The organism is Parageobacillus toebii NBRC 107807 (genome assembly GCF_003688615.2).
Taxonomy (GTDB): domain Bacteria; phylum Bacillota; class Bacilli; order Bacillales; family Anoxybacillaceae; genus Parageobacillus_B; species Parageobacillus_B toebii.
In genome coordinates, this window is record NZ_CP049703.1 from 2,349,290 (window position 1) to 2,373,476 (window position 24,187).

Below are 24,187 nucleotides of genomic sequence, written 5' to 3' on the forward strand. Positions count from 1 at the left end.
ATGCTATTGAATTTTTTTAAAGAGCTTAATTGCCTGCTTTGGAACCCAAAACTGGTCCGCGCTGTAAACGACAAGTCCTTCTAATTCATACGTTTTGTTTCCAACGGTCATGATGTTTTTGTTTACAGGGAGTTTCGCCGTCGTATTTCCTTTCTTTACGATGAGGACAGGATTTTGTGCGTTCGTTTGGTCAATCGTTATGGTTGCCCCTATTGCTTCGAATTCTTTTTCGGCGTTGACAAATAACCGTTTATTTAAATCTTTTAAGTCAAAGCCCATCGCTTTTGCCATGATGTGGGCTAAATCCGTATTTTCAAAGGTGCCAATTGGACGATTCGGACCGTAAGCATAGAGAAATACATCTTCCCCTGTATGTCCGCCTGTTGTAAATCCGAGATTAGCACGCGCGGCGAGCAATTCTGAGAATGTTTTGCGAAGATTCGTCGATTCGCTTAATCTTTTCTTCTCTTCGGCTGTTAATGAATCTAATCCGTATAAACGGGCAACTTCTTCTAGGTTTGATTTGTCTGCCTTTAATTGGCTCATTGCTCCGTCTAATGTCATTTTCGCTTTTTTCAGCGGGTCGATATATGCGGAAACAGGGGTTTCAGGATATGATTGATCGGTGTTGCGATTTCCGATTGTAATACCGCTGTTGCCATGGTCTGTCACAGCAATTACAAGCGTGTCGTTGCGTTTTTTCGCAAAGGAAAGCGCTTCTTTGACCGCTTTGTCAAACGCTAACACTTCGCTGATGATGCCGACAGGATCGTTCGCATGCGCGGCCCAGTCGACTTGGCTTCCTTCGACAAAAAGGAAAAATCCATCTTTATCTTTTGACAGAGTATCGATTGCTTTTTTCGTCATTTCCGCTAATGTCGGTTCATTTGGTCTTATATATGGACGGTTCATATCTTGCGCAAGCGCGTCATCGGCAAACACGCCCCAAATTTTGTTCGATTTTGAACGGAGCAGCTCTTCACGCGTTTCTACGATGTCATATCCTTTTTTCTTAATAACTTCTAGCATGTTTTCGTTGTCTTTTCGGTTGTTTTTTCCGTTCCCTGGAAGTAACGCTTCTTTTCCGCCGCCTAAGACGACTTCTATATTTTGATATACTTGTTGTTCAGCGATGTCTGGAAACATGTTTCGATGTGGAACATGTGCGGAGAAACCAGCTGGCGTCGCATGTTGAATGGCGGCTGTTGCGATAATCCCTGTTGATTTTCCCACTAGTTCGGCTCCTTCGAGTACATTGGCTGCCGGCTTAAGCGCTTGTTCTTTCGGAATCGGCTGTAATCCAGGCGAATTGACGACACTTGGGAGGACCCCGATATACTTATCATTTGATTTAAATCCGGTAGCCATTGCTGTTGCGGCCGGAGCTGAATCGGTAATCGCCGATTCCGCTGAGTACGTACGGACAGCGCCGCTTGCCATTTCGTCTAAAGCGAGCGGTTCCCCTTTGTACCATCTTGCTAATGTCGTAGCTCCGGCGCTTGCCCCATCCATCACCATCATAATGACATTTTTAATCGGTTTTTGTTTTTTCTCTTGTTTTGCTTCTTCGCGCGCAGCGAAAGCAAAAGAGCCAGCTGTGAGGGATCCGATTAACGCAAAACTGATAATTTTCTGCCCAATATTTTTCAATTTTGCTTCCTCCTTACAATAATTATGTACTTATTATGATCATAAAATTGATTTGTTAACTTATTTTTTAAATAATGTAAATATTTCGTTAAATATGTTTATTTTTTTCTTTTAAAATATGGTTGTAAAACGTTTTCAATTTGTTTTATAATTCTACTAAACCGGTTTATGAAAACGTTTCTAAATACTAAATCGATTTAGTAATGAAAGAGGGATCCCCTTGAAGAAAGTAACGATGGCCGACGTTGCGAAGTTAGCCAATGTTTCGAAAAGCACCGTATCGCAATATTTAAATAAACGTTATGAATATATGAGCGAAGAAACGAGAAAACGAATTGCTCGAGCAATTGAAGAGCTAGGATATCAACCGAATATTATTGCTCGCAGCTTAAAACAGAAAACAACAATGACAATCGGAGTCATTGTCTTCAATATTTTGCACATGCTTACGACGCAGGTGCTGCATGCCATTGAGGAAGCATGTCAAGAGCGCGGCTTTCATGTCATTGTCTGCAATTCCGATGACGATCCGGAAAAAGAGAAAAAATATATTGAGATGTTGCTCGCGAAACAAGTCGATGGCTTGATCGTTTTCCCAACAGGAAAAAATACCGATATATATCAAAAAATGGTCAAAGAGCGATTTCCGCTCGTGTTTGTGGACCGGATGGTTCCGGGGATTGAAGCGGATGCGATCTTGCTTGATAATAAAAAAGCTGCCGCATTAGCGGTCGAATATTTTGCTGACCGTGGCTACCAACGCATCGGAGTCGTTGCTCCTCCGCTTGTTTCCCATGTCATTCCAAGGGTGGAGCGCATTGAAGGATTCCGGCAAGCGTTAGTGGAAAAAGGGCTTCCAGTTGTTGATGATTATTTTATCACAATGAAAATCCCATCTATTCAGAATGGATTAGCGAAATTATTTGCTTCTGGTCGTCCTCCGGAAGCGTTGTTTGCGATTAATGACTTAACGTTGATGGAAGTTTTATATTTTATTAAAGATAATCATATTAAGGTTCCTGATGAACTGGCCATCATTAGCATTGACGATGTTCCGTTTGCCCATGTCTATACACCGACGCTGACGACAATCGCACAACCGACGTTTGCGATGGGAAAAAAAGCGGCAGAGCGCTTGTTTCTGCAGATCACAAAAGAAAAAAAGCATCAACCGCAAATTTTTCGCTTTCCGCCTACGTTTATCGAACGAGGATCGGTAAAAGAAAAAACGTAATAGGAAAGAGAGGGAATCAACATGAAAGAAGGACAACCAATTGTGATTGGCGTCGATATCGGAACGACGAGCACAAAAGCGGTAGCGTTTGGAGAACAGGGGCGAGTGCTTGCCTCCCATGCGATTGATTATCCGATTGTACAGCCCCATCCAGGCTGGGCGGAACAAAATCCAGAGGAGATTTTCTCGGCTGTTGTCCAAACTGTAAACGCTGTCATGTCGAAATTGAATATTGCTTCTAATCAGGTGAAAGCGATCGGATTTAGCGCGGCGATGCATTCTTTAATGGCGCTTGATGCCTCAGGACGCCCGCTTACCCGCTGCATCATCTGGGCGGATAATCGCAGTGTTGAACAGGCAGATCGTCTTTTGAATGAAATGAATGGATTGGATATTTATAAGCGGACAGGAACGCCGATTCATCCGATGTCCCCGCTTCCGAAATTGCTTTGGCTAAAAGAAGAACAGCCGGATTTATTTCGTCAAGCACATAAATTTGTGTCCATGAAAGAATATGTGTTGTACCGATTGTACGGTCAATACGTTGTCGACTATTCGATCGCTTCAGCAACGGGGCTGTTTCGTTTAGATACGCTTGACTGGGATGCGGATGTTCTCGAGTTTCTCGGTATTACAAGAGCGCAGTTGTCAAGCTTAGTGCCAACGACACACATATTGCGAGGGATGAAAAAAGAATGGGCGCAGCAAATGGGCTTGGATCCGGACGTACCTGTCGTTGTCGGGGCTAGTGACGGGGTGCTGGCCAACGTTGGTGTCGGGGCGATTTTACCAGGGGAAGCGGCGATTACGATCGGAACGAGCGGTGCGGTGCGTACGATTTCTTCTGTTCAGAAAACAGATGAAAAAGGGAGAACGTTTTGTTACGCGCTGACACCAAACCATTGGGTCGTCGGTGGGCCGACGAATAACGGCGGCATTTTGCTAAGATGGCTCCGTGATGAATTTGGCGGCCAGGAACGTGAAGTGGCGAAAAAGCTCGGCATTGATCCGTATGATTTGCTTACAAAATATGCGGAACGGGTTCCGGCAGGTTCGGAAGGGCTTTTGTTTCTGCCGTTTTTATCCGGTGAACGGGCGCCGTACTGGAATGCGAACGCAAGAGGGACATTTTTCGGCATCAGTCTTCATCACAAGCGGGAACATTTTATTCGCGCGGTGATGGAAGGTGTGTGCATGAGCGTCTTTTCTGTTGCCTTGGCGATTCGTGATGTTACAGGACCGCTGTCGGAAATTCGTGTATCAGGCGGTTTTGCGAAATCACCGTTCTGGCGCCAAATGCTTGCGGATATGATGGGGAAAGAGCTGCTTGTCCCAGAAACGCACGAAGCTTCCGCATTAGGAGCCGCAGCGCTTGCTTTGTATGCGCTTGGCGACATTCCATCACTAGATACGGTGAAAACTTGGATTCAAATTACATCACGCCATGTGCCAAATCAAGAAAATACCCTTATTTATTCAGAACTGTTTGATATGTATATGCGGTTATACGATCGATTAAAAGATGAATTTGATGTTATTGCTTCGTTTCAACGGAAGAATTCATAGTTATGCATCATTACTAAATCGGTTTAGTTCACATCAAGAACAACAGAGGGGGAAACAAACATGGGAATTGCTATTGTCATTGCAGCGATTGTTGTATTGCTGTTATTGATTACGGTTGCGAAAATGCATCCGTTTGTCGCCTTAATTTTAACGTCCGTTGGTGTCGGGCTTGCGATGGGCATGCCGCTGGTCGCGCCATCACCGGAAACGCCGGGAATTATTGATTCGATTAAAACTGGTCTTGGAAATACGCTTGGCTTTTTAGCGATTGTTTTGGCGCTCGGGACGATGCTTGGAAAAATGATGGCAGAGTCCGGCGGCGCCGAACGCATTGCGAAAACATTGATTGACCGTTTTGGCCAAAAACGCGTCCATTGGGCGATGATGGTCGTAGCATTCTTAGTAGGTATCCCTGTATTTTTCCAAGTAGGATTCGTGCTATTAATTCCGCTTGTATTTACGATTGCAATGGAGACGGGGATTTCGCTCGTGACGATTGGAATCCCGCTTGTTGCTGGATTGTCGGTTGTGCATGGGCTTGTGCCGCCTCATCCAGCTGCGATGGCCGCAGTCGGTATATTTAAAGCAGATGTTGGAATGACGATTCTTTACTCGATTATTGTCGGGCTGCCGACAGCGATTATCGCCGGCCCGCTCTTTGGAAAATGGATTGGGTCGCGCATGCATAAAAAAGTGCCGGCAGAAATTGCCGAACAGCTTGTGCAGCATAAAGAAACGAAAGATTTGCCTGGCTTCGGAAACACATTATTCACCATCTTGCTTCCGGTTATTTTGATGTTAATCGCTTCTGTTGCCAATGTAACGTTGGATCAAACGTCTGATGCGTCTAAAGTGCTGCGATTTATCGGGGATCCGATCGTTGCATTGTTAATCGCAACGATTTATTCATTCTTCAGCCTTGGCTACGTGCGCGGCTTTAATCGCGATAAAGTGTTAAAATTTGCGAACGACTGCCTTGGTCCAGTTGCGAATATTTTACTAGTTATCGGCGCTGGCGGAGCGTTCAATAAAGTGCTCCTTGACTCAGGCATTGGCGAGCAAATCGCCGATTTAGCGAAGCATTCCCATTTGTCTCCGCTCCTATTAGGATGGGGGATTGCCGCGCTTATCCGGATCGCGACAGGTTCTGCGACGGTATCGATGATGACTGCGGCCGGCATTGTCGCCCCAATTGCCGCCAGCATGCCTGGTGTGAACACAGAATTGCTCGTATTAGCGACGGGAGCTGGATCTCTCATTCTATCACATGTCAATGACTCTGGCTTCTGGATGATTAAAGAGTATTTCGGAATGACTGTCAAAGAAACGTTGATGACATGGACCGTGATGGAGACGATTATTTCCATTGCCGCGTTTGTGTTCATCGTATTGTTGAACGCTATAGTTTAAGGAGGAACATCCCCATCAATAGGACGGGGATGTGTTTTTATGATGTGTGAAGCTGTTTTACAAGCAAAAACTCATCCCGAATCGGAATGCCGTCTGCGCTAACGAGCGGAATGCTCGGTTTCATTTGTCTTGCTTTTTCCACGGCGTTCGGGAAAACGTCGACAATCTGGTAACCCCGTTTTTGATAAAAGCGCAAAGCGTGTAAATTATCGTTCGTTGTGATTAAGCGGATCGTGCTACATCCATGCTGCGCGGCGAATGTTTCCGTTTGTTTCAAAAGAGCACTGCCGATTCCGTGGTTTTCGATCACGCTATCTAGCGAAACGATTTCGCATTCTTCACCACGGATGACAAAGGTGATCAGCCCAGCTATTTCCCCATTGCCCTGGACCGCGGCAAAACCGTCCAGCTCGCTGCAATCATACACTCCCGTTGAAACGACCATTTGCGGGCTTCCCCAATGGGTGATAAAAAATTGCTTTACAGTTGAGCGGTCAAGAAGATGGGTAGGTATAATGTTCATACTCCTGACACTCCTTGCTATGATTGGTATTAATTTTATCATACAAGAAACAAGGCCTCTTTGTCTGCTTATGTCTCGGATAGGGAGGATTGTCTGGATATGAGTTGTCACAATGCTTGAAGCAAGAGCCTAGTGCGAACAAAAATATTTGCGAACGTGTTTTTTCCTATAATTAATATAAGGGCGACGCACCATTTCATAGGAATGCATGTTCTGTTTTCATATGAAAGAGCTATTAGGTATAACGCAAAGACGTGTCAGCAACATCGCAAGACATATTGTTGCTGTGCACAAGCCATTGAAGAACTTGAGAAGGATTCCAAAATAAAATGCCGAATAAAGAATTAACAGTTGCGTGTCAACAGCGAAAAGTGCGCAGTGTCTGCTTGCAAACTTTTTTACTATTATTTATTGCCCGGCAGTTGGAGGTGTAGAGAAAACGATTAGCCAAATTAGCGTCATGTTGTAATGTAAGAAATAGGAGATTAAAAACAGGAAGAAAGGAAGGGAAACGATGAAAACGACCGTGGATAAAAAGAAACTTTATATTAATGGAGAATGGGTGGAAGCAAAATCGTATACCACATTAACATCTCCTTATTCGGGTGAAGCGTTGGCAGAAATTCCTGTGGCGACGGAAGAGGAAGTCGAAGAGGCGATTGCTGCAGCGTATGAAGCGAGAAAAGAAATGGCCAGCATGCCGGCATACAAACGGGCGGAGATTTTAGAAAAAGTAGTCGCACAGCTGCAAGAGCGAGCAGAAGAAGCGGCGCGGATCATTGCGCTCGAAGCGGCAAAACCGATTACGACGGCAAAAGGAGAAATAGCGCGGACGATTCAAACGTATAAATTTGCCGCGGAAGAAGCAAAACGAATTCACGGCGAAACGATTCCGCTTGACGCTGCGCCAGGCGGGGAAAATCGCGTTGCTTTCACCGTCAGAGAACCGATTGGGGTTATCGGCGCGATTACGCCGTTTAACTTTCCAATGAACCTTGTTGCGCACAAACTAGGTCCAGCGATTGCTTCCGGAAATACCGTTGTGTTAAAGCCGGCAAGCCAAACGCCGCTTTCCGCTTACTTTATCGCGGAACTATTTGAAAACGCAGGGCTTCCAAAAGGAGCATTAAACGTCGTAACGGGAAGCGGAAAAACCGTTGGCGATAAAATCGTAACAGACCCGCGCATCAGCATGATCACCTTTACCGGCAGCCCGGAAGTGGGAATCGGCATTCGCAATAAAGCGGGGTTAAAGCGGGTAACACTCGAACTTGGCTCCAATTCCGCGGTCATTGTCGATGAACAAGTGGACATCGATCGAATAATTCCACGTTGCGTCTTTGGTGCATTTTCGTTCCAAGGGCAAGTATGCATTTCGCTTCAGCGCATTTACGTGCATGAAAAGCGGTATGAGGAGTTTGTCGAAAAATTTATCGCTGCGGCGAAACAATTGAAAGTGGGCGACCCATTGGATCCAAACACCGATGTTTCGGCATTAATTACGCCAAAAGACGTCGAGAGGGCATTGGAATGGATCGAGGAGGCTAAACAAGGCGGAGCGACCGTTGCGCTTGGTGGCGAACGGGATGGAAACATCTTGCTTCCAACGGTGATTTTAGACGCAAAACCAACGATGAAAGTATCGTGTCAGGAAGTATTCGCGCCAATCGTTCTCATTAACCGCGTTCGTTCGATTGAAGAGGCGATTGAGCTCGTCAATGATTCACGCTACGGATTGCAGGCAGGTGTATATACGGATAACGTACATGTCGCATGGGAAGCGGTAGAAAAATTGTATGTCGGCGGTGTACTCATCAACGATATTCCGACCTTCCGTGTCGATCATATGCCATACGGCGGCGTCAAGGAAAGCGGAATCGGCCGCGAAGGGCTTCGTTATGCAATTGAAGAAATGACGGAATTGAAACTCGTTATTTTCAATCGCAATCGTTAATCATCATCCGTATCACCTTCGATGGTGGTACGTTTTTTTCTGAAAAAAAGGAATTTTAGGATGCAGTGAGGAATTTAATAAGGGGAAATTGGTCAAACAAGGGGGATGAACATGGAAACAGTAGTACTTTCGTTTTCAGGAAATGTAGCCGTATTGGAACTAAATCGCCCAGATTCGTTAAACGCGATGAATGAGCAAATGCTAAATGAATTACTAAAAGCGCTGCGTGAAATTGAACAAAGCGATGCGTTGATTGTTCTCATTCGCGGAAAAGGGAGAGGATTTTCCGCCGGTGGCGATATTAAAACGATGCTAAGTGTAGATGCCCCAGAAAAATTTCCTGAAATTATGAACACCATTCAAGAAGTCATTATGACATTATACAACTTGCCGAAAATCGTCGTTTCCATTGTCCACGGGCCAGCGGCGGGGTTAGGACTAAGTTTTGCTTTGGCAAGCGACTATGTCATCGCGACAAAAGAAGCACGCTTAGCGATGAATTTTATCGGCATTGGCCTCATCCCAGACGGCGGCGGGCATTTTCATTTGGCGAAACGAGTCGGTGAAGTGAAAGCAAAACACATTATTTGGGAAGGAAAGCCAATGAACGCCGAAGAAGCGTACCAGCTTGGCATCGTTGACTTTGTCGCCGAAGATGAAAAACAAATCGAACAAAAAATCGCTGAATGGCAAGCAAAACCGCTTCAGGCAATGATCGCCACGAAAACGTTGTACGCCAAGTTGACAAAAGATGAATTGTTAAAAGTGCTTCAGCTTGAAACAGAGGCGCAGCAAAAAATGCGGCAAACCGAATACCATCGCGAAGGCGTCCGCGCATTTTTAGAAAAGAGGAAGCCGAAGTTTCAGGGGAAATAATAGGGCTTGCCCTTGTCTAAAATCTTTGGAAAGATTTTAGACAAGGGCTGTTTTCTGTTAAGAACGTCGCTTCATAAAATGCTTAATGATGTAGAAGATTCATTGTTTTTTTGTAAGTATTTGAAAAATTATTGACGGTACGAGGCTATCATTTAGCTAAGAATATATACCTTGCCAGTAATGGAGTTGTTGTATAGGACAGAAAAAACCGCCTGATATTAAGGACGGCTCTTAATTATTCATTTGAAAAGATCTTCTAAGTTGATTTGAAATCCTTTTAGCACCTCGGATCGAGCTATCCCTTTTTCCTTCAGCGCATCCAGTTGTTGATATTGCCCCTCATCATTTAGGGAATAAATTTGAACAATATTTAGCATTGGATTGACGATCCAGTATTCGTTTACGCCATATTGCATATATAAGTTCAGTTTAAAAACGAGATCGTGGGATTGGTTAGAGGGGCTTAATATTTCGATGATGAGTGTTGGAACTCCAACAAATTTATTTTCCATCAATCCGCTTTTATCGCATATAACCGATAAATCAGGGACCACTATTTTCGTTCCTTCCATTTTATCGTTTTTTAGTTCTATGTCAAAAGGTGCGTGGAACACTTCACAATCTTTGCCTTCTAAAAAATTGAATAATTTAGCGTGAAGTCTTCCTGAAATTCGTTGATGTTTAGTAGAAGGCGATGGTGACATAAAGACAATGCCGTCAATATATTCTAATATCCTTTCAGTATTTTCTCTCATTTTGTAAAATTCTCCGAGAGAGACAAAATCTTGCTCGGGGAAGCTCATAACAACATCCACCCCCTTTGTTTTTGCTTCTTGCTTATATTATAAACGACGATTATTCGTTTTAATTATGTTTTTTCAGAACATGGCATTGTTTTTTCAAAAAGTTGATCGCAAAAATGATTTACTAGCATTGAATCATGGATAAGACTCTTAGACATAATTTTTTCTGCAGGAATTTTGTGGATATATTGTGAAGACTTATATGAAGCTACTTTATGGAGAAAGGTGAGGAAAATGCTGCATACACTTTCAGTTCCCATTATCCAAGCACCAATGGCTGGAGGAGTTTCAACTCCAAAGCTAGCCGCGGCTGTATCGAATGCAGGTGGGCTCGGATTTTTAGCTGGAGGTTATAAAACGGCGGAAGAGATGCGAAAGGAGATTATGACGATTCGCACACTAACGGATGCCCCGTTTGGTGTCAATGTGTTTGTGCCAAATGAAGAGGATGTTGATATGGAAGCGCTTCTTCGCTATCAACAAGTATTGGAAAAAGAAGCAGAGCGTTTTAGTGCAACGCTTGGGGAAGCAAAATGGGATGATGACGATTGGGAAGCGAAACTCTCTGTTTTGTATGAAGAAAAAGTCCCTGTCGTTAGTTTCACATTTGGCTGCCCTTCGTCCGAGGTCATCAGCAAATTCAAAGACAATGGTTCCTTTGTCATTGTCACCGTTACCTCTAAAACCGAAGCGCAAATCGCGGCACAGCAAGGAGCGGACGCATTATGTGTGCAAGGGCTGGAGGCGGGAGGACACCGCGCGACGTTTCGCAATGATGAAACGGCAGATGAGAATGTAAGTTTGCTTGTGTTGCTGCAGCAAATTCGCGAGGCAGTAGACCTCCCGCTCATTGCCGCTGGCGGCATCATGCATGGACGCGATATTGCCGCGGTGCTTGCGGCCGGAGCGAGCGCTGCCCAATTGGGCACAGCATTTTTACGCTGCCCGGAAAGTGGGGCGAATCCGTTGCATAAGAACGCGCTCATTGACCTGCAATTTCAAGCAACTGCCGTCACCCGTGCGTTTACAGGACGTCCTGCGCGCGGATTAGTAAATCGTTTTCTGATCGAATATGATAAACTGGCCCCTGCGGCGTATCCGCACATTCATCACATGACAAAGCATCTTCGCAAAGCAGCCGCCCAAGCAAGCGATCCGCAAATGATGTCCTTATGGGCGGGACAAGGATATCGTTTGGCGAAAGATATGCCAGCGGGGGAGCTTGTGAGGTTGTTGATGAAAGAGGTTAAGGAAGTGGTAGAGGGGATGAATAGGTTGTTATGATGATTTATATGGGTACAATTTAACATTTTTCCCGAGAAGCGACAACGCGCCGGTGCATTAGCACCGGCGCAACGTTTTTTCATCTTTCTTCCACTTTTTAAGTTTTTTCACGAGTGTGGAATGATCGATTCCTAATTGTTTTGCTGCTTTACGCAGCGATGTATGTTTTTCAATTGCTTCTTGGATGAGGCGTCTTTCAAACTGTTCGACGCGTTCTTTGAGCGTGAGTGGGGGCGTATCTGTCGTTTGGTCATAAATGTGCAATGGAAGGTCGTGAGGTTCGATGAGTTGGGATGGGATGGAAACGACCATATTTTCCATAAGGTTTTTCAGCTCTCTTACATTTCCAGGCCAGTGATAACGTTGCAAAATCTCTTTTGTTTTAGGAGATAAATGTTTATTGATGCGGTATAGCTTGCAATAAAATGAAAAATAATGGTCAATTAACGGCTCGATATCTTCAGGTCGTTCAGCCAATGGAGGAATATACATGTCGATGACCTGTAGCCGATAATATAAATCTTCACGAAATTTTCCTTGTGAAATAAGCTCTTTCAAATTTTGGTTTGTTGCGGCGATAATACGCACATCTAGTTTTTTTGTTTTATGGCTTCCGATTCGTTGAACTTGTTTTTCTTGCAATACTCTCAGCAGCTTTACTTGCAAGGATAATGGCATTTCCCCGATTTCATCAAGCATAATGGTTCCTTTGTCTGCTAGTTCCAGCAGGCCGATTTTTCCGTCTTGTCGCGCTCCTGTAAATGCTCCCTTTTCATAACCGAATAATTCGGATTCAAGTAATGGTTCTGGTATAGCTCCACAGTTTACTTTAATAAATGGTTTATTTTTTCGCGGACTTAGATGATGAATCAAGTTGGCGATGACTTCTTTCCCTACGCCAGATGGACCGGTTAGTAAAACAGTAGTAGGGTAAGGAGCAATTTGTTCGACTTTATCAAAAAGCTGTTTCATAGACGGGCTGCGAAAGACGATTTGTTCTTTTGAGCCATCGATGGAAAAGGTATAGCGGTGTTGGCTCATTTCCGAGAAACTTTTTGCTTTTTCTAGTTCTGTTTTCATTTGGATGAGATGCGAGATGTCCCGAACGCTTGTCACGACCATTTCAATATCTCCCTGTTCGTTGAAAACAGGGTTTCCAGTGACAATGACATCTTTTTTTCCACCTATTTTTTGCAAAATGGAAATTCGTTTTTTTTGTTGTAAAACAAGAAGAGAAACGGATTGATCAATATATCCTTTTTTCACTAGATCATACATATGCTTCCCGACAAGCTCTTCTCGACGGAAACCTGTAATGGCTTCATAAGCAGAGTTTACCATTGTCGTTATACCGTTTTGGTCGACAACATAAATGCCATCTGTAGAAAATTCAATAATTGTTTCCATTTGCTTAAGAAGAGTATGGTAGTGTTCCATTTGCGATATATCTTCGAGGACACCGATTGCTCCAATTAGTTCGCCATTTCGGTACAACGGAGTTCGATTGACGAGACATTGGCGTCCCGCGATGTTCATCTTTACTCCAATCGAACTTGTTCCGTTCTCTAACACATGAGGAAGCTGAGTAGTTGGAATAAGATCTCGAATATCTTTTCCTTCCCAATTTTCGTTTTCTATCTGGAGAAGTTTTTTGGCAGAAGCGTTGATTAATAAAATTTTCCCGTTTCGATCTACAACAATGACCCCGTTATGGATGGAGAAAAAAATGTTCTCCCATATATGCGGATCGATGATTGTTTGTTTCATACAGAGGACCTCCTTATTTTTTGTTAATGGTGAAAAAATTCAACATGTGGTGAAAAAAATCACTACTAATCCTATTCGATGTTTTTTCAAGCTTTTCCTTTTTTACGGTGATTTTTTTCACCATATTTATTGTTTATATGTTAAAAAATTATTTATTTTATGGATATATTAAGTCTTGGCACGGTATTTGCATTATTATTGAATGAACAAAAACAAAGGAGGGGAAGCGAATGCTCGAAGAAACAAAAGGATTATTTATCGATGGAAAATGGGTAAAAAAGCAAAGAACGTATGAATTATGCGCCCCTTATGATGGACAATTATTAGCGCGCATCAGTATGGCAGATGCGGGCGATGTGGAAAAAGCGATTTCAGGGGCGCATCGAGCTTTTCAAACGATGAAGAATCTACCTGCCTATCAACGTTCGGAAATTTTATTCCGGGTTGCGCAGTTATTGAAAGAACGCAAGGAAGAGTTGGCGCGGATTGTTGCTAAGGAAGCAGGAAAGCCGATTCGTATTGCCCGAGGGGAACTGGAGAGAACGATTGTTACATACCAATTTGCGGCGGAAGAGGCAAAACGGATTTATGGGGAAACGATTCCAATGGATGCCGCTCCCGGTGGAGAAGGCAGGATAGGAATGACATGGCGTGAACCATTGGGGGTTGTCGTGGCCATTACTCCTTTCAACTTTCCTTTTAATCTAGTTGCCCATAAACTTGGTCCGGCGTTTGCTGCGGGGAATACGGTAGTATTAAAGCCGGCGGAACAAACCCCTTTAAGCGCGCTGGCGATCGCTGAAATTTTTCAAGAAGCAGGTCTCCCAGATGGGGCATTGCAGGTCATAACAGGCAGCGGTAGTGAACTTAGTGATGCCTTGTTAATGGATGAAAGAGTGAAAAAAATTACGTTTACCGGCAGTGCGTCAGTCGGAAAACTCATTAAACAAAAGGCAGGATTAAGAAAAGTGACGCTCGAACTTGGTTCGAACGCGGCGTTAATTGTCGAACCGGATGTTGTGCTGGACAAAGTCATTCCGCGATGTGTGGAAGGAGCGTTTTCTTACGCCGGTCAAGTGTGTATTTCGCTTCAGCGCGTTTATGTACATGAAACGATTTACGAAGAATTTTGCAAACGTTTTATTGAACGTGCAAAGCAGCTAAAAGTCGGCGATCCTTTAGATGAAGACACGGACATTAGCGCAATGATTCACCAAAGAGAGGCGGAGCGCATTGAATCATGGGTGGAAGAAGCGGTTCAATCCGGAGCGAAAATTGGATTAGGCGGCATACGAAATGGTTCAATCTATTCACCAACGGTGTTGCTTGACGTAAAAAAGGATATGGCAGTCTCGTGCCAGGAAGTTTTTGCGCCGGTTGTTTCGATCGTTCCGTATCGAGAATTGCAAGAGGCTATTGAAATGGTCAATGATTCTGTATACGGACTGAATATCGGGATTTACACAACCAATATTCAGCGCGCTTTATATGCAGCGAGGCAGATTGAATCTGGTGCCGTGATTATCAATGACATCCCTACGTTCCGCGTCGACCATATGCCGTATGGCGGGGTGAAAGAAAGCGGTTACGGACGTGAGGGGATTAAATATGCTGTACAAGAAATGACGGAATTAAAGTTTGTTTCGATTAAAACAGATTTTTAAATAAAAAAAGAGAGGAGAGTTCCTATGTCCAACATGATAAAATCGCGCCCAAAACTTTATGTAATGGATAACGGGAGAATGAGAATGGATAAAAACTGGATGATTGCTATGCATAATCCAGCGACGATTCATAACCCGAATGCGCAAACGGAGTTTGTGGAGTTTCCGATTTATACAGTTTTAATTGATCATCCAGAAGGAAAAATCTTGTTTGATACAGCTTGTAATCCAAATTCGATGGGACCTCAAGGGAGATGGGCGGAAGCGACTCAACAAATGTTTCCGTGGACGGCAAGCGAAGAATGCTATCTTCACAATCGGCTAGAGCAGTTAAAAGTAAGACCGGAAGATATTAAATATGTCATTGCTTCGCATTTACATTTGGATCATGCAGGATGCCTAGAAATGTTTACAAACGCGACGATCATTGTACATGAAGACGAATTCAATGGCGCTCTTCAATGTTATGCTCGTAACCAAAAGGAAGGCGCATATATTTGGGCCGACATTGATGCATGGATTAAAAATAACCTCCAATGGCGCACAGTGAAACGTCATGAAGATAATATTATTCTCGCTGAGGGGGTCAAAATTTTAAACTTTGGAAGCGGCCATGCGTGGGGAATGCTTGGATTGCATGTGGAGCTTCCAGAGACGGGCGGGATCATTCTCGCTTCGGATGCGATTTATACAGCAGAAAGCTACGGGCCGCCAATTAAGCCGCCAGGCATTATTTATGACTCCCTTGGTTATATGAATACGGTCGAACGAATTCGAAGAATTGCACGGGAAACGAACTCGCAAGTATGGTTCGGTCATGATTCTGAGCAATTCAAAAAGTTCCGCAAATCTACGGAAGGCTATTACGAGTAAGAAAGGAGAAGTGAAATGAGTGTTTCGCGAATTGTATTTACACCGCTGAACTATGTCGGCTGGGGGGCATTGGATAACTTGCTTCCGGAAGTGGAGAGGTTTTCTCCGAAGAAAATACTAGTCGTGACAGATCCAGCGTTAGAGAAAATCGGCCTTGTTCAACGTGCGACAGATCCGCTTGCACAACGTGGGTATGACGTTCAGCTTTATACAGATGTAGTGCCGGAACCTCCGCTGGAGACGGGAGAGAAATTAGTTTCCTTTACGAGGGAAGGAAAGTTTGACCTCATTATCGGCGTCGGCGGCGGAAGTGCGATGGATTTGGCGAAACTGGCGGCGGTTTTGGCTGCACATGAAGGGAAAGTAGCCGATTACCTTAATTTAACGGGAACGAAAAAAGTTGAGAAAAAAGGCCTGCCGAAAATATTAATTCCGACTACATCAGGGACCGGGTCAGAAGTGACAAATATTTCTGTGCTCTCTTTGGATACGACAAAAGATGTGGTGACACATGATTATTTATTAGCGGACGTAGCGATTGTCGATCCACAACTAACCATTTCTGTTCCACCTCGCGTCACAGCCGCGACAGGCATTGACGCACTGACTCATGCAGTAGAAGCATATGTGTCTGTCAACGCAAGCCCGACGTCAGACGGTTTAGCGCTACAGGCAATTCGTTTGATTGCGCGATCGCTGCGGAAAGCAGTGGAAAATGGCGCGGATAAACAAGCGCGGATCGATATGAGCAACGGCAGCTATTTGGCTGGATTGGCGTTTTTCAACGCGGGCGTCGCAGGAGTTCACGCGCTTGCCTATCCACTCGGTGGACAGTTTCATATCGCCCACGGCGAATCGAATGCGGTATTGCTTCCGTATGTGATGGGATATATCCGCAAAAGCTGCACGAAACGGATGGCTGATATTTTAAATGCGCTAGGGGGAAACTCGAGTTTTCTTTCCGAAGAAGAAGCTTCCTACCGGTGTGTCGAAGAGCTGGAGCGAATCGTCCGTGATGTCGGCATCCCGAGAACGCTTGGCGGATTTAACATTCCAGAGAGCGCATTGGAAAGCTTAACGAAAGATGCCGCTCAGCAGAAACGACTGCTTGCACGCAGTCCGCTTCCACTGTCAGAGGACGATATACGGACGATTTACCAATCCGCTTTTCAGGGTGTGGTAACGGAACCGAAATAATAGGGTGCGTTTGGATTTGCGTAAATACATGAGTATTCCACGCTTGTGAGCAGGCAAAGAAAATTTTCTGCTCTATTTGGCGATTCGAATTGAGAAAAAATAACTTGCTTGATATCGTTAAGCGGCGAAGGGAAGCAGACAGCTTCCCTTCGCTCTTATTCGAGCGTCATATGCGGTTTTGTATAAAACGCAACACTTCATAAGCGCGCTCACCGATTAATTGAATCAGCTGCTCCAACATCGCATCGCGCTGCAAATCAAGTTCTACGATCCGTCTGGCCAGTTCAAGAGCTTTTGGGTCCATGTTCATTCCCCTCGTTTCTTCATTCGTATCCCGTACTGTTCATATTCGCGCCGCAATTCACTCACCGTCCATTGTTTTAGTGCAGCAGAGTCGTGAAACAAGCCAGTTTGCAACAGCTTATCAATATAAAATCGCTTTTGTTTCGTAATTGCTGCGCGCATCAGTTTTCCCATCTTTTTCCCTCCGCGTATTTATTTCTTTTAATATTACGATGTTTTTCTTCATACTACATTAATTTTGTTAAACCACTTTACAATAAAATTAAAAAATATGTTAATTTTCTTTACAAAAATAATTATGAATGGCGAAAAATCAGTATAATTTAGAAGATATAACATAGCGGGGTGGAGAGGGTGACGAATAAAGATGATTCCTATAAATTTAAAAAAGTGATCTCTATCGGCTCCTGACGCGACGAAATATAAGGAAGAGGGATGAGGCGCGGGTGGTTTTCGTTTTGCAGTTGTTTGTACATTTGCTCATTTTTCCCGCAAAGAACGTAATAATCAATCGGATCGTTAGGAGAAATTTTTTTTAACAATTCGGTAAAAGCGCCAATTCCTATTTGCTGATCTCCTTTTTTATCCATTTATAAACAACGGGCAAATGTCTCACAATGTAAATGTAAATCAACAATAACCGGAAGAGGGGAGCATATGAAAGCGAAAGCGAGGCAGTATGCTTTGGCGGTTTGGGGCGCATTTGACCCAATTTATTATGCGTGTTCAAGGCTTGAGTACGTTGAAGATACATGGAACGGCTTTCGGTCTATTTTTCGTGTTCGTGTAACGAAGTATAAAGGAAGAGAAGTTGTGCTATCAGATGGCACGAAAATTCAAAAAAACGACCTGCTATTAAAAATTCATTTGCATAATATTCGTTTAACTCGTGAACTTCTTCATTTAAACAGCGAAATTAAAAAAGGTCGTTACATTTATGAACAAGTGAAAGAAGGGCTTCCTTATATTGCAAATTACTTGCGCAATCATGAACAGTTTTCTGAAATTAAAGGAATTATTGGGATTACAATGTTAAACAAAGGGTGTGAGCGATTGGGTTTTGAAACATTTTCGATTGTGAATCCGTTTTACAAATGGTTTAAAACAATCGCATTTATTCCTATGATTGTCGTTTCACAGCTCCGTTTTTCCTCTTGACTTGATTGCCTTAACCGGAGATTTCCTTGATCGTAAACGAAGTATTCCAAAGTTAGTTCCGTACTTGAAGGTATTTCAAAAGCTAAAGGTAAATAACCCGTGAACCATAAGTTGCCCTTTCTCATCGCGTTCCATATGATGTCTTCCCTTGTCGCCAGATAATTGGGCGAATTGCAATATTTCTTCTTCTGTGAACGTACGCTGCCAAGTAAATACATCTCCAGGCTTCAAATTTATTTCTTATTCCCCTTTCATTTATTCATTGTTTGTTTTGGATTATATTTTACTTAATTCTCTAAATAATAAATAATACAGTGGCCTTATGCACGATTTGGGGTTTGCCGGTGATGAAATATGCGCGTACAAAATTAGTCCCTGCGTTCATGCGGCAGGGATGGCTGCTGTTCTTTTTGGTGTCATGTTGTTTGTGATGTGCGGTAAGCTTCATTAAAAAAGTTCGCCGAAATAAAAAGGGAGAACTTTATTTTTTGGATAACCAAACGAAAGCGTCCATGGTAAACTGTATACAAAAAGAGAAAAGGAACAGGGAGAGGAAGTAGGGTGGAACGGTGGAAATACGGAAACAGTTGGAAGAACTCCAGCAATGGCAAGGAGATGACCGTAGTGAACAAATAGCGATATTGCAAGAAAACCAGCAATATATCGAAGTTAATGAGAATGTGTATTATGATGAACAAGAAGATCGCCAAGCGATGGAGCAATATTATCGTCGTGTACCTGTAGATGGGGATGGACTAACGTTATTTGTTATGTATCATAGGCTGGTGTCACGGACGCATAAGCGAAGGCTGCCTTACTTTTTCAGCAAAGATGAATATTTGTATACATGGGTTGATTTGTATCCAGATGGGTCAGTAAGAAGCATATATTCGGGGGAGAGAAAAGATCCGAAGATATTAATTATTCAAGATTACGACACGATGAAAAAACGACATGACGAATTTCGGAAATTACTGAAAAAAGCGAGAGAATGGGAACAAATAGAAATTAGGCGAATAAAAAAAATCGAACAGCAATGGAAGTTTAACGCTGAACATGTCGTTCCGCAATCGTGGTTTGGAGCAAGAGAGCCGATGAAAGGGGATTTGCACCATCTCTTTGTCTGCCATCCTAAATGCAATACGTTACGCTCTAACTTTCCGTACGCCGATTTTTCGTTTTACAAGCCGGAGTCACCGGAAGAAAAGATTCAAAACCGCTGCGGCGTTGCGGAAAACGGTTATTTCGAACCAGAATACGGAAAAGGAACGGTGGCGCGGGCAATGCTGTATTTTCTGCTTCGCTATCCGAACACAATCGCAAAAGCGTTTCGCCACAAAATTGACGTTCCCCTTCTTGTTCGCTGGCATCAGGAATTTCCCGTTACCATTTATGAGAAGCATCGCAACCGCGCTATTTTTCTCATTCAAGGAAATCGCAATCCGTTCATTGATATCCCATCGCTTGCGGAACGAATTGTGTTTCCGATCAAATTGGTGCCATAAAAAACGGTTCCCCGTGGGGAACCAGTTTTTATGCCGAAAACGTTGATTGTTCCGCTTCTTCCTTCTCGCTTTTTTTACGGAAATAGGTTGCGGCAATCGGACCGGAAATGTTATGCCAGACGCTGAAAATAGCGCTTGGAACAGCAGCAAGCGGTGAAAAATGAGCGGTTGCGAGCGCGGCCCCAAGCCCGGAATTTTGCATGCCGACTTCAATGGAAATCGCTTTTTGCTTTGGCGCTGACAAACGAAATAATTTTGCAAACCAATAGCCAAGCAATAATCCAAGCCCGTTATGAATGACGACGATTAAGAAGATGGCAAGCCCGCTTTTTGCAATTGCCTGCTGGTTTTGCCCGACGACAGCCGCGACAATGGCGACAATTGCGATGACAGAAACGAGTGGCAGGACTGGGATGAACGTTTTCACTTGCTTTTGGAAAAGGGCTTGTACAATCAACCCCAAAATAATCGGAATTAGGACAACTTTTACAATTGACCAAAACAATGCCGCGGCAGAAACGGACAGCCATTTTCCGGCAAGCAGCAACATCAGCGACGGCGTCAAAATCGGCGCTAGTATCGTAGAAACGGATGTCACGGCGACCGACAGCGCGGTATCTCCTTTGGCCAAATAGGTCATCACGTTAGATGCTGTTCCACCCGGACAACAGCCAACGAGAAGAATGCCAAGAGCGACTTCCCGCGAAACCGGCAAATAACGAGCAAGCAAAAAAGCGACAAGCGGCATAATGAGAAATTGGGCGATTACACCGATCAGCACCTCTACCGGGCGTTTGAATACTTCTTTAAAATCATTGGGTGATAAGGTAAGACCCATGCCAAACATGACAACACCAAGCAGCGGGACTATGTATGGAGCGATCCATGTAAAAGCGTTTGGATCATAAAAAGCAAGAGCGGCAAAAAGAAGCACCCAGACAGCAAAGGTGTTTCCAACAAAATTGCTGAATTTAGCTAATGTATTCATTGTTTGTCCTCCTTATGTAGGGAATATAAAAAATATTATATATATTATTCTGAAAAGTTCAATTATACAGAATGTATATTTTTTATATGTATATTTTTTATATGTATATTTTTTATATGTATATTTTTTATATTTGTACTTAGTCTACTCCTTTCTCTAGTGGGTACACCCATCGTATTGTATTTGTGAACTTATTGTGACCGTACCAAAAGTGTGAAAAAAATCACTTTTGAAATTTCTGATTGTGATATTATAGCAAATATTGTAATCGGTGGCGTTATTTTTAGTTATGCCGGTTGGATGCTTGTCCGCCACATTAAGAAAAGTTCAAAAGGAAAATGTGCTAGTTGCTCTCTTGCTGATAATTGTCAAGGTTCTTGCACGCCTTACCAACAAGAAAATCGTATATAAATAGTATGAGGATTCTCTATTAATAGTATAGAGAATCCTTATTTTTGTGCTTGCAGATAAGAATGTCGAATTTAGTTGGAAAGAGCATCTAATAACCGTGAATTTTAGGGAAAATAGAAAAAAATTACTATAAATAGTCAAAAAGTACTATTTACATTGTCGAAAAAAATCGATATTAATGAAGTATAGAAGAAAATAGTTTTGAAAACATAGAATCTTCTGTGTATGTAATGATGAGGAGAAAACATAATGGTTTATGATGGCATTTTATTATCGCTTGTGATCGGTTTTTTTCGTGGAGGAAGTTTGAAAGGGCTTGCGCATATGAAGCTGCGCGGGGGATGGCTGTTTCCATTATTGTTGGTGGTGCAGTTCGTTATTTTTGCCTTGCAAGATAAAGTTGCGATTATTGCCAAACTAAGCAACACCTTATTTCTTCTCGTATATGTGATTGGCCTTCTTTTTCTTTGGCTTAACCGAAACCAGCCTGGATTTATTGTTATTTTTGCGGGAGTGCTGTTAAATTTTATCGTTATGGCTGTAAACGGCGGAAGGATGCCTGTGTCGGTTGAGGCTGCACAATTTCTCGGCCGTGAATACATAGATGCATTGCAAGCGGGAGTGTACGGCAAACATCAAGCGATTACGCAAGAGACGTTGCTGCCGTTTCTAGGTGATATTATTCCGCTTTCACCGCCATATCCGCGCCAGCAAGTCATCAGCATTGGCGATGTCGTAATGAACGTAGGGGCATTTTTATTTATTCAGCATCTAATGCTTAGTGCACCTAGCAAAAAAACATCTACCGCCCCTGCGAGTAAATAATATAATAATATTTAAGGAGGCAATCAGTATGAGTGTCAAAGTAAAACAAGTACTTATCAATCTTTTCATTATTGGTTCTGTGATCGTGGCATTAACTTCGGGATTTAGATTGACATAGTTTTTTAGACTGACGTATATGTTGCTATAATTAAAGGGAGATGCGAGATCACTTCTCCCTTAAAATTTTTTTTAATGAGAGTTGGTAAAGATGTCGGCAGGTTGTTTAAAAAATTACGTCAAATGGTATGTAACGTTTATTTATCTTTTGGGTATATTCCTCTGTTTTTGGAAAGCTGATTTTTTTACTCAATCCGTAGAGGATTGGGTTTTAATTTATATGTTATCAGCGTCTATTCTTTTATTAAGTTACTTTACTATTCATCTTCCACCGAAAGATAATTCGTTTTCTATGGACTCAGCGATTTATTTAGCTTCTATCTTTTTATATGGAATCTCTTTAACAATTAATGTATTATTTGTAAGTATTATTATTGAATTAATGTATAAAAAAAGAGTTGCTTTATGGAAGCATATTTTTAACTTTTCTATGTATTGCCTAATGATAGTAGGAGCGTATTATTCTTTCATATTATTCGGTGGAAAGATTGGTGAAATCAATACCCATAATTTATTTCCATATATGATTAGCCTATTAGTGTATTTTAGCTTGAATATTTTGTTAATGTTTCTCTTTTTCTTTTTTTCTGGACAGATGTTTAAAGGTACTTTTGATATGGGAATTTTGAAAGAAGCTTGTATCAGTTATTCTGTGACCTTGTTGTTGTCTTTAGTATTAACGATTTTATTGAAAGAGCAAAGATTTTTCGGTTTATTTTTATTCACGATTCTAGTTGTGTTACTATCGTTTGCGTTCCGTAAGTTTTTATATTTGTATCAAGATGTTTCAGAAAGAGCTAACAAAGACCATTTAACAGGTTTGTATAATCATGGATTTTTTAAGGAAACATTAAATGAATATTTCTCCGATGCGAAAAAGTTGCAGCAGCCATTTTGTTTAGCGCTGCTTGATCTGGATGATTTTAAAAAATATAACGATCGCAATGGTCATTTGCGTGGAGATGCACTTCTGCAGTTTTTTGGAGAACTATTAAAAATGGAAACGAAAGAAAAAAAATATGTAGTGGCGCGATATGGAGGCGAAGAATTTGCTATTTTGATGCCGAATACAAGAAAAGAAGAGGCATTTTCTTTTTTAGACAGATTACGTAAAAAGGCAAACGATACATATTTTGCTGGGGTAGAGCATATTCCTTCTCGTTGCCTTTCCTTTTCATGTGGAATTGTAGAATATGAAAGTGGGATATACGAAAGTGGTGAGTTGATTCATAGAGCTGACCAAGCGCTTTATTATGCTAAAGCTCAGGGAAAGAATAACGTCCAAGTGTATAATGAGCATAATATTTTGCTAGATACGATTCAATTTAAAGAAGAATTAGATGCGATGGAACAAAAACTGAAAATTTTTTTGTCGAAAGATATCTATACATATCGTCACAGTAAACGTGTTTTTAAATATGCACTTGAGTTTTGTGAAAAGTTAGAGTTAACCGACCATGAAAGACAAACGCTTGTTTTAGGAGCGTTAATTCACGATATCGGAAAAATCGAAGTGCCAAGGGATATTTTAAACAAAGAAGGAAAATTGGAACGGCATGAATGGGAGATTGTGAAGAAACATGTAACATGGGGAAAAGAAATTATCGCAGCGGAAAAACAGTTTGATGATTTAATTCCCCTTGTCGAACTTCACCATGAGCGCTATGATGGAAAAGGATATCCATATGGACTTAAAGGAGAAGAAATTCCAAAACTTGCTCGTATTTTATGTATTATTGATTCGTTTGATGCGATGACGACAGAACGGCCGTACCAACGCACGAAAACGTTTGAAGAGGCAGTATCCGAAATTATGCGTTGCGCAGGCACACAGTTCGATCCCTTTTACGCTAAATTATTTACAAAGTTTATTCAAGAAAAATATTTATCGCGTGTTCATGAACAACCGGAGAAATATCATGATAACAAAGCTGTCCAATGAGGCAGCTTTTCATTTTTGCGAAAATGATTGAATTTGAATGTTTTTTTGATTATACATGACTTAATTTGAAAGATTTTGATTGAAAATGATTGATTTTTAAACCGCTTTCGTTTATGATAAAAGTATAAAATGATCAT

General features: G+C 42.3%; 22 protein-coding genes and 2 pseudogenes. 15 read left to right on the forward strand and 9 right to left on the reverse strand.

Annotation, left to right across the window (positions count from 1 at the left end; translation table 11 throughout):
- Window positions 1–3: 3 nt before the first annotated feature.
- Window positions 4–1,650 (reverse strand): alkaline phosphatase, encoded by a 1,647-nt coding sequence (locus DER53_RS11975; RefSeq protein WP_062754279.1) that lies wholly within the window; start codon window positions 1,648–1,650, stop codon window positions 4–6.
- A 220-nt stretch (window positions 1,651–1,870) separates the two neighbouring features.
- On the opposite strand from DER53_RS11975, the gene DER53_RS11980 reads away from it, so the two are divergent.
- Genes DER53_RS11980 through DER53_RS11990 form a run of 3 tightly spaced genes read left to right on the forward strand, consistent with a single transcriptional unit; the run spans window position 1,871 to window position 5,860 of the window.
- Window positions 1,871–2,884, forward strand: coding sequence for a LacI family DNA-binding transcriptional regulator (locus tag DER53_RS11980; RefSeq protein WP_062754277.1), 1,014 nt, complete (start codon window positions 1,871–1,873; stop codon window positions 2,882–2,884).
- A 21-nt stretch (window positions 2,885–2,905) separates the two neighbouring features.
- Window positions 2,906–4,450: a gluconokinase gene (gene gntK / locus DER53_RS11985; RefSeq protein ID WP_062754275.1), complete on the forward strand. Its 1,545-nt coding sequence runs from the start codon at window positions 2,906–2,908 to the stop codon at window positions 4,448–4,450.
- Window positions 4,451–4,510: 60 nt separating this feature from the next.
- Window positions 4,511–5,860: a GntP family permease gene (locus DER53_RS11990; protein ID WP_062754273.1), complete on the forward strand. Its 1,350-nt coding sequence runs from the start codon at window positions 4,511–4,513 to the stop codon at window positions 5,858–5,860.
- A gap of 37 nt (window positions 5,861–5,897) precedes the next feature.
- Here DER53_RS11990 and DER53_RS11995 read toward each other — a convergent pair whose 3' ends face one another.
- A complete protein-coding gene (locus DER53_RS11995; RefSeq protein ID WP_062754271.1) occupies window positions 5,898–6,383 on the reverse strand; it encodes a GNAT family N-acetyltransferase in 486 nt (161 codons plus the stop codon).
- A 514-nt stretch (window positions 6,384–6,897) separates the two neighbouring features.
- Between DER53_RS11995 and DER53_RS12000 the strand changes: the two genes are divergently transcribed.
- Together DER53_RS12000 and DER53_RS12005 are read left to right on the forward strand one after the other, a co-directional pair.
- Window positions 6,898–8,337: an aldehyde dehydrogenase family protein gene (locus DER53_RS12000; RefSeq protein WP_062754269.1), complete on the forward strand. Its 1,440-nt coding sequence runs from the start codon at window positions 6,898–6,900 to the stop codon at window positions 8,335–8,337.
- A 111-nt stretch (window positions 8,338–8,448) separates the two neighbouring features.
- Window positions 8,449–9,213, forward strand: a complete 765-nt coding sequence (locus DER53_RS12005) for an enoyl-CoA hydratase (protein WP_062754268.1) — start codon at window positions 8,449–8,451, stop codon at window positions 9,211–9,213.
- Between the two features lie 239 nt (window positions 9,214–9,452).
- Here the strand turns inward: DER53_RS12005 and DER53_RS12010 are convergent, their stop codons facing one another.
- Window positions 9,453–10,016 carry a Uma2 family endonuclease gene (locus DER53_RS12010; RefSeq protein WP_062754266.1) on the reverse strand — a complete coding sequence of 188 codons (564 nt, stop codon included), beginning with the start codon at window positions 10,014–10,016 and terminating at the stop codon, window positions 9,453–9,455.
- Window positions 10,017–10,250: 234 nt separating this feature from the next.
- Between DER53_RS12010 and DER53_RS12015 the strand changes: the two genes are divergently transcribed.
- The gene (locus tag DER53_RS12015; protein WP_062754264.1) at window positions 10,251–11,300 is read left to right on the forward strand and encodes an NAD(P)H-dependent flavin oxidoreductase; all 1,050 of its coding nucleotides are present in this window, start codon (window positions 10,251–10,253) and stop codon (window positions 11,298–11,300) included.
- 57 nt (window positions 11,301–11,357) lie between these two features.
- On the opposite strand, the gene DER53_RS12020 is transcribed toward DER53_RS12015, so the two are convergent.
- On the reverse strand, window positions 11,358–13,067 hold the full coding sequence (locus tag DER53_RS12020; RefSeq protein WP_062754263.1) for a sigma-54 interaction domain-containing protein: 1,710 nt from the start codon (window positions 13,065–13,067) through the stop codon (window positions 11,358–11,360).
- 230 nt (window positions 13,068–13,297) lie between these two features.
- Here DER53_RS12020 and DER53_RS12025 point away from each other — a divergent pair, with 230 nt between their 5' ends.
- The 3 genes from DER53_RS12025 to DER53_RS12035 are packed head-to-tail and all read left to right on the forward strand — an operon-like array spanning window position 13,298 to window position 16,801.
- Complete coding sequence (locus DER53_RS12025; protein ID WP_062754261.1) at window positions 13,298–14,731, forward strand: aldehyde dehydrogenase family protein; 1,434 nt, start codon at window positions 13,298–13,300, stop codon at window positions 14,729–14,731.
- 24 nt (window positions 14,732–14,755) lie between these two features.
- Window positions 14,756–15,604, forward strand: coding sequence for an AhlS family quorum-quenching N-acyl homoserine lactonase (gene ahlS / locus DER53_RS12030; protein WP_062754259.1), 849 nt, complete (start codon window positions 14,756–14,758; stop codon window positions 15,602–15,604).
- A gap of 15 nt (window positions 15,605–15,619) precedes the next feature.
- Window positions 15,620–16,801 (forward strand): iron-containing alcohol dehydrogenase, encoded by a 1,182-nt coding sequence (locus DER53_RS12035; RefSeq protein ID WP_062754257.1) that lies wholly within the window; start codon window positions 15,620–15,622, stop codon window positions 16,799–16,801.
- A gap of 166 nt (window positions 16,802–16,967) precedes the next feature.
- On the opposite strand, the gene DER53_RS12040 is transcribed toward DER53_RS12035, so the two are convergent.
- From DER53_RS12040 to DER53_RS12050, 3 genes are all read right to left on the reverse strand, one after another.
- A complete protein-coding gene (locus DER53_RS12040; RefSeq protein WP_015863765.1) occupies window positions 16,968–17,105 on the reverse strand; it encodes a hypothetical protein in 138 nt (45 codons plus the stop codon).
- A 2-nt stretch (window positions 17,106–17,107) separates the two neighbouring features.
- Window positions 17,108–17,278, reverse strand: coding sequence for a Fur-regulated basic protein FbpA (locus tag DER53_RS12045; RefSeq protein WP_073967949.1), 171 nt, complete (start codon window positions 17,276–17,278; stop codon window positions 17,108–17,110).
- A 200-nt stretch (window positions 17,279–17,478) separates the two neighbouring features.
- On the reverse strand, window positions 17,479–17,694 hold the full coding sequence (locus DER53_RS12050) for a hypothetical protein (protein WP_062754255.1): 216 nt from the start codon (window positions 17,692–17,694) through the stop codon (window positions 17,479–17,481).
- A gap of 67 nt (window positions 17,695–17,761) precedes the next feature.
- On the opposite strand from DER53_RS12050, the gene DER53_RS12055 reads away from it, so the two are divergent.
- Window positions 17,762–18,262, forward strand: a complete 501-nt coding sequence (locus DER53_RS12055; RefSeq protein WP_244319578.1) for a YkoP family protein — start codon at window positions 17,762–17,764, stop codon at window positions 18,260–18,262.
- A pseudogene (locus DER53_RS17405) lies at window positions 18,258–18,350 on the forward strand (metallophosphoesterase); the annotation flags it as partial. The gene DER53_RS12055 and the pseudogene DER53_RS17405, both read left to right, overlap by 5 nt.
- Here the strand turns inward: DER53_RS17405 and DER53_RS17410 are convergent.
- A pseudogene (locus DER53_RS17410) lies at window positions 18,344–18,499 on the reverse strand (hotdog family protein); the annotation flags it as partial. The pseudogenes DER53_RS17405 and DER53_RS17410 sit on opposite strands and share 7 nt — an antisense overlap.
- A 332-nt stretch (window positions 18,500–18,831) precedes the next feature.
- Between DER53_RS17410 and DER53_RS12065 the strand changes: the two are divergent.
- Entirely contained in the window at window positions 18,832–19,767 is a 936-nt protein-coding gene (locus tag DER53_RS12065) for an endonuclease I family protein (RefSeq protein WP_062754254.1), read from the forward strand.
- A gap of 28 nt (window positions 19,768–19,795) precedes the next feature.
- Here DER53_RS12065 and DER53_RS12070 read toward each other — a convergent pair whose 3' ends face one another.
- Window positions 19,796–20,755 (reverse strand): bile acid:sodium symporter family protein, encoded by a 960-nt coding sequence (locus DER53_RS12070; protein ID WP_062754252.1) that lies wholly within the window; start codon window positions 20,753–20,755, stop codon window positions 19,796–19,798.
- Window positions 20,756–21,004: 249 nt separating this feature from the next.
- Between DER53_RS12070 and DER53_RS12075 the strand changes: the two genes are divergently transcribed.
- The 3 genes from DER53_RS12075 to DER53_RS12085 all read left to right on the forward strand — a co-directional run bounded on the left by DER53_RS12075 (window position 21,005) and on the right by DER53_RS12085 (window position 24,050).
- Window positions 21,005–21,166 carry a FeoB-associated Cys-rich membrane protein gene (locus DER53_RS12075; protein WP_073967954.1) on the forward strand — a complete coding sequence of 54 codons (162 nt, stop codon included), beginning with the start codon at window positions 21,005–21,007 and terminating at the stop codon, window positions 21,164–21,166.
- A gap of 249 nt (window positions 21,167–21,415) precedes the next feature.
- Entirely contained in the window at window positions 21,416–21,991 is a 576-nt protein-coding gene (locus tag DER53_RS12080) for a DUF5317 domain-containing protein (protein ID WP_062754250.1), read from the forward strand.
- A 208-nt stretch (window positions 21,992–22,199) separates the two neighbouring features.
- Window positions 22,200–24,050, forward strand: coding sequence for a diguanylate cyclase (locus DER53_RS12085; protein ID WP_062754248.1), 1,851 nt, complete (start codon window positions 22,200–22,202; stop codon window positions 24,048–24,050).
- Window positions 24,051–24,187: the final 137 nt, after the last annotated feature.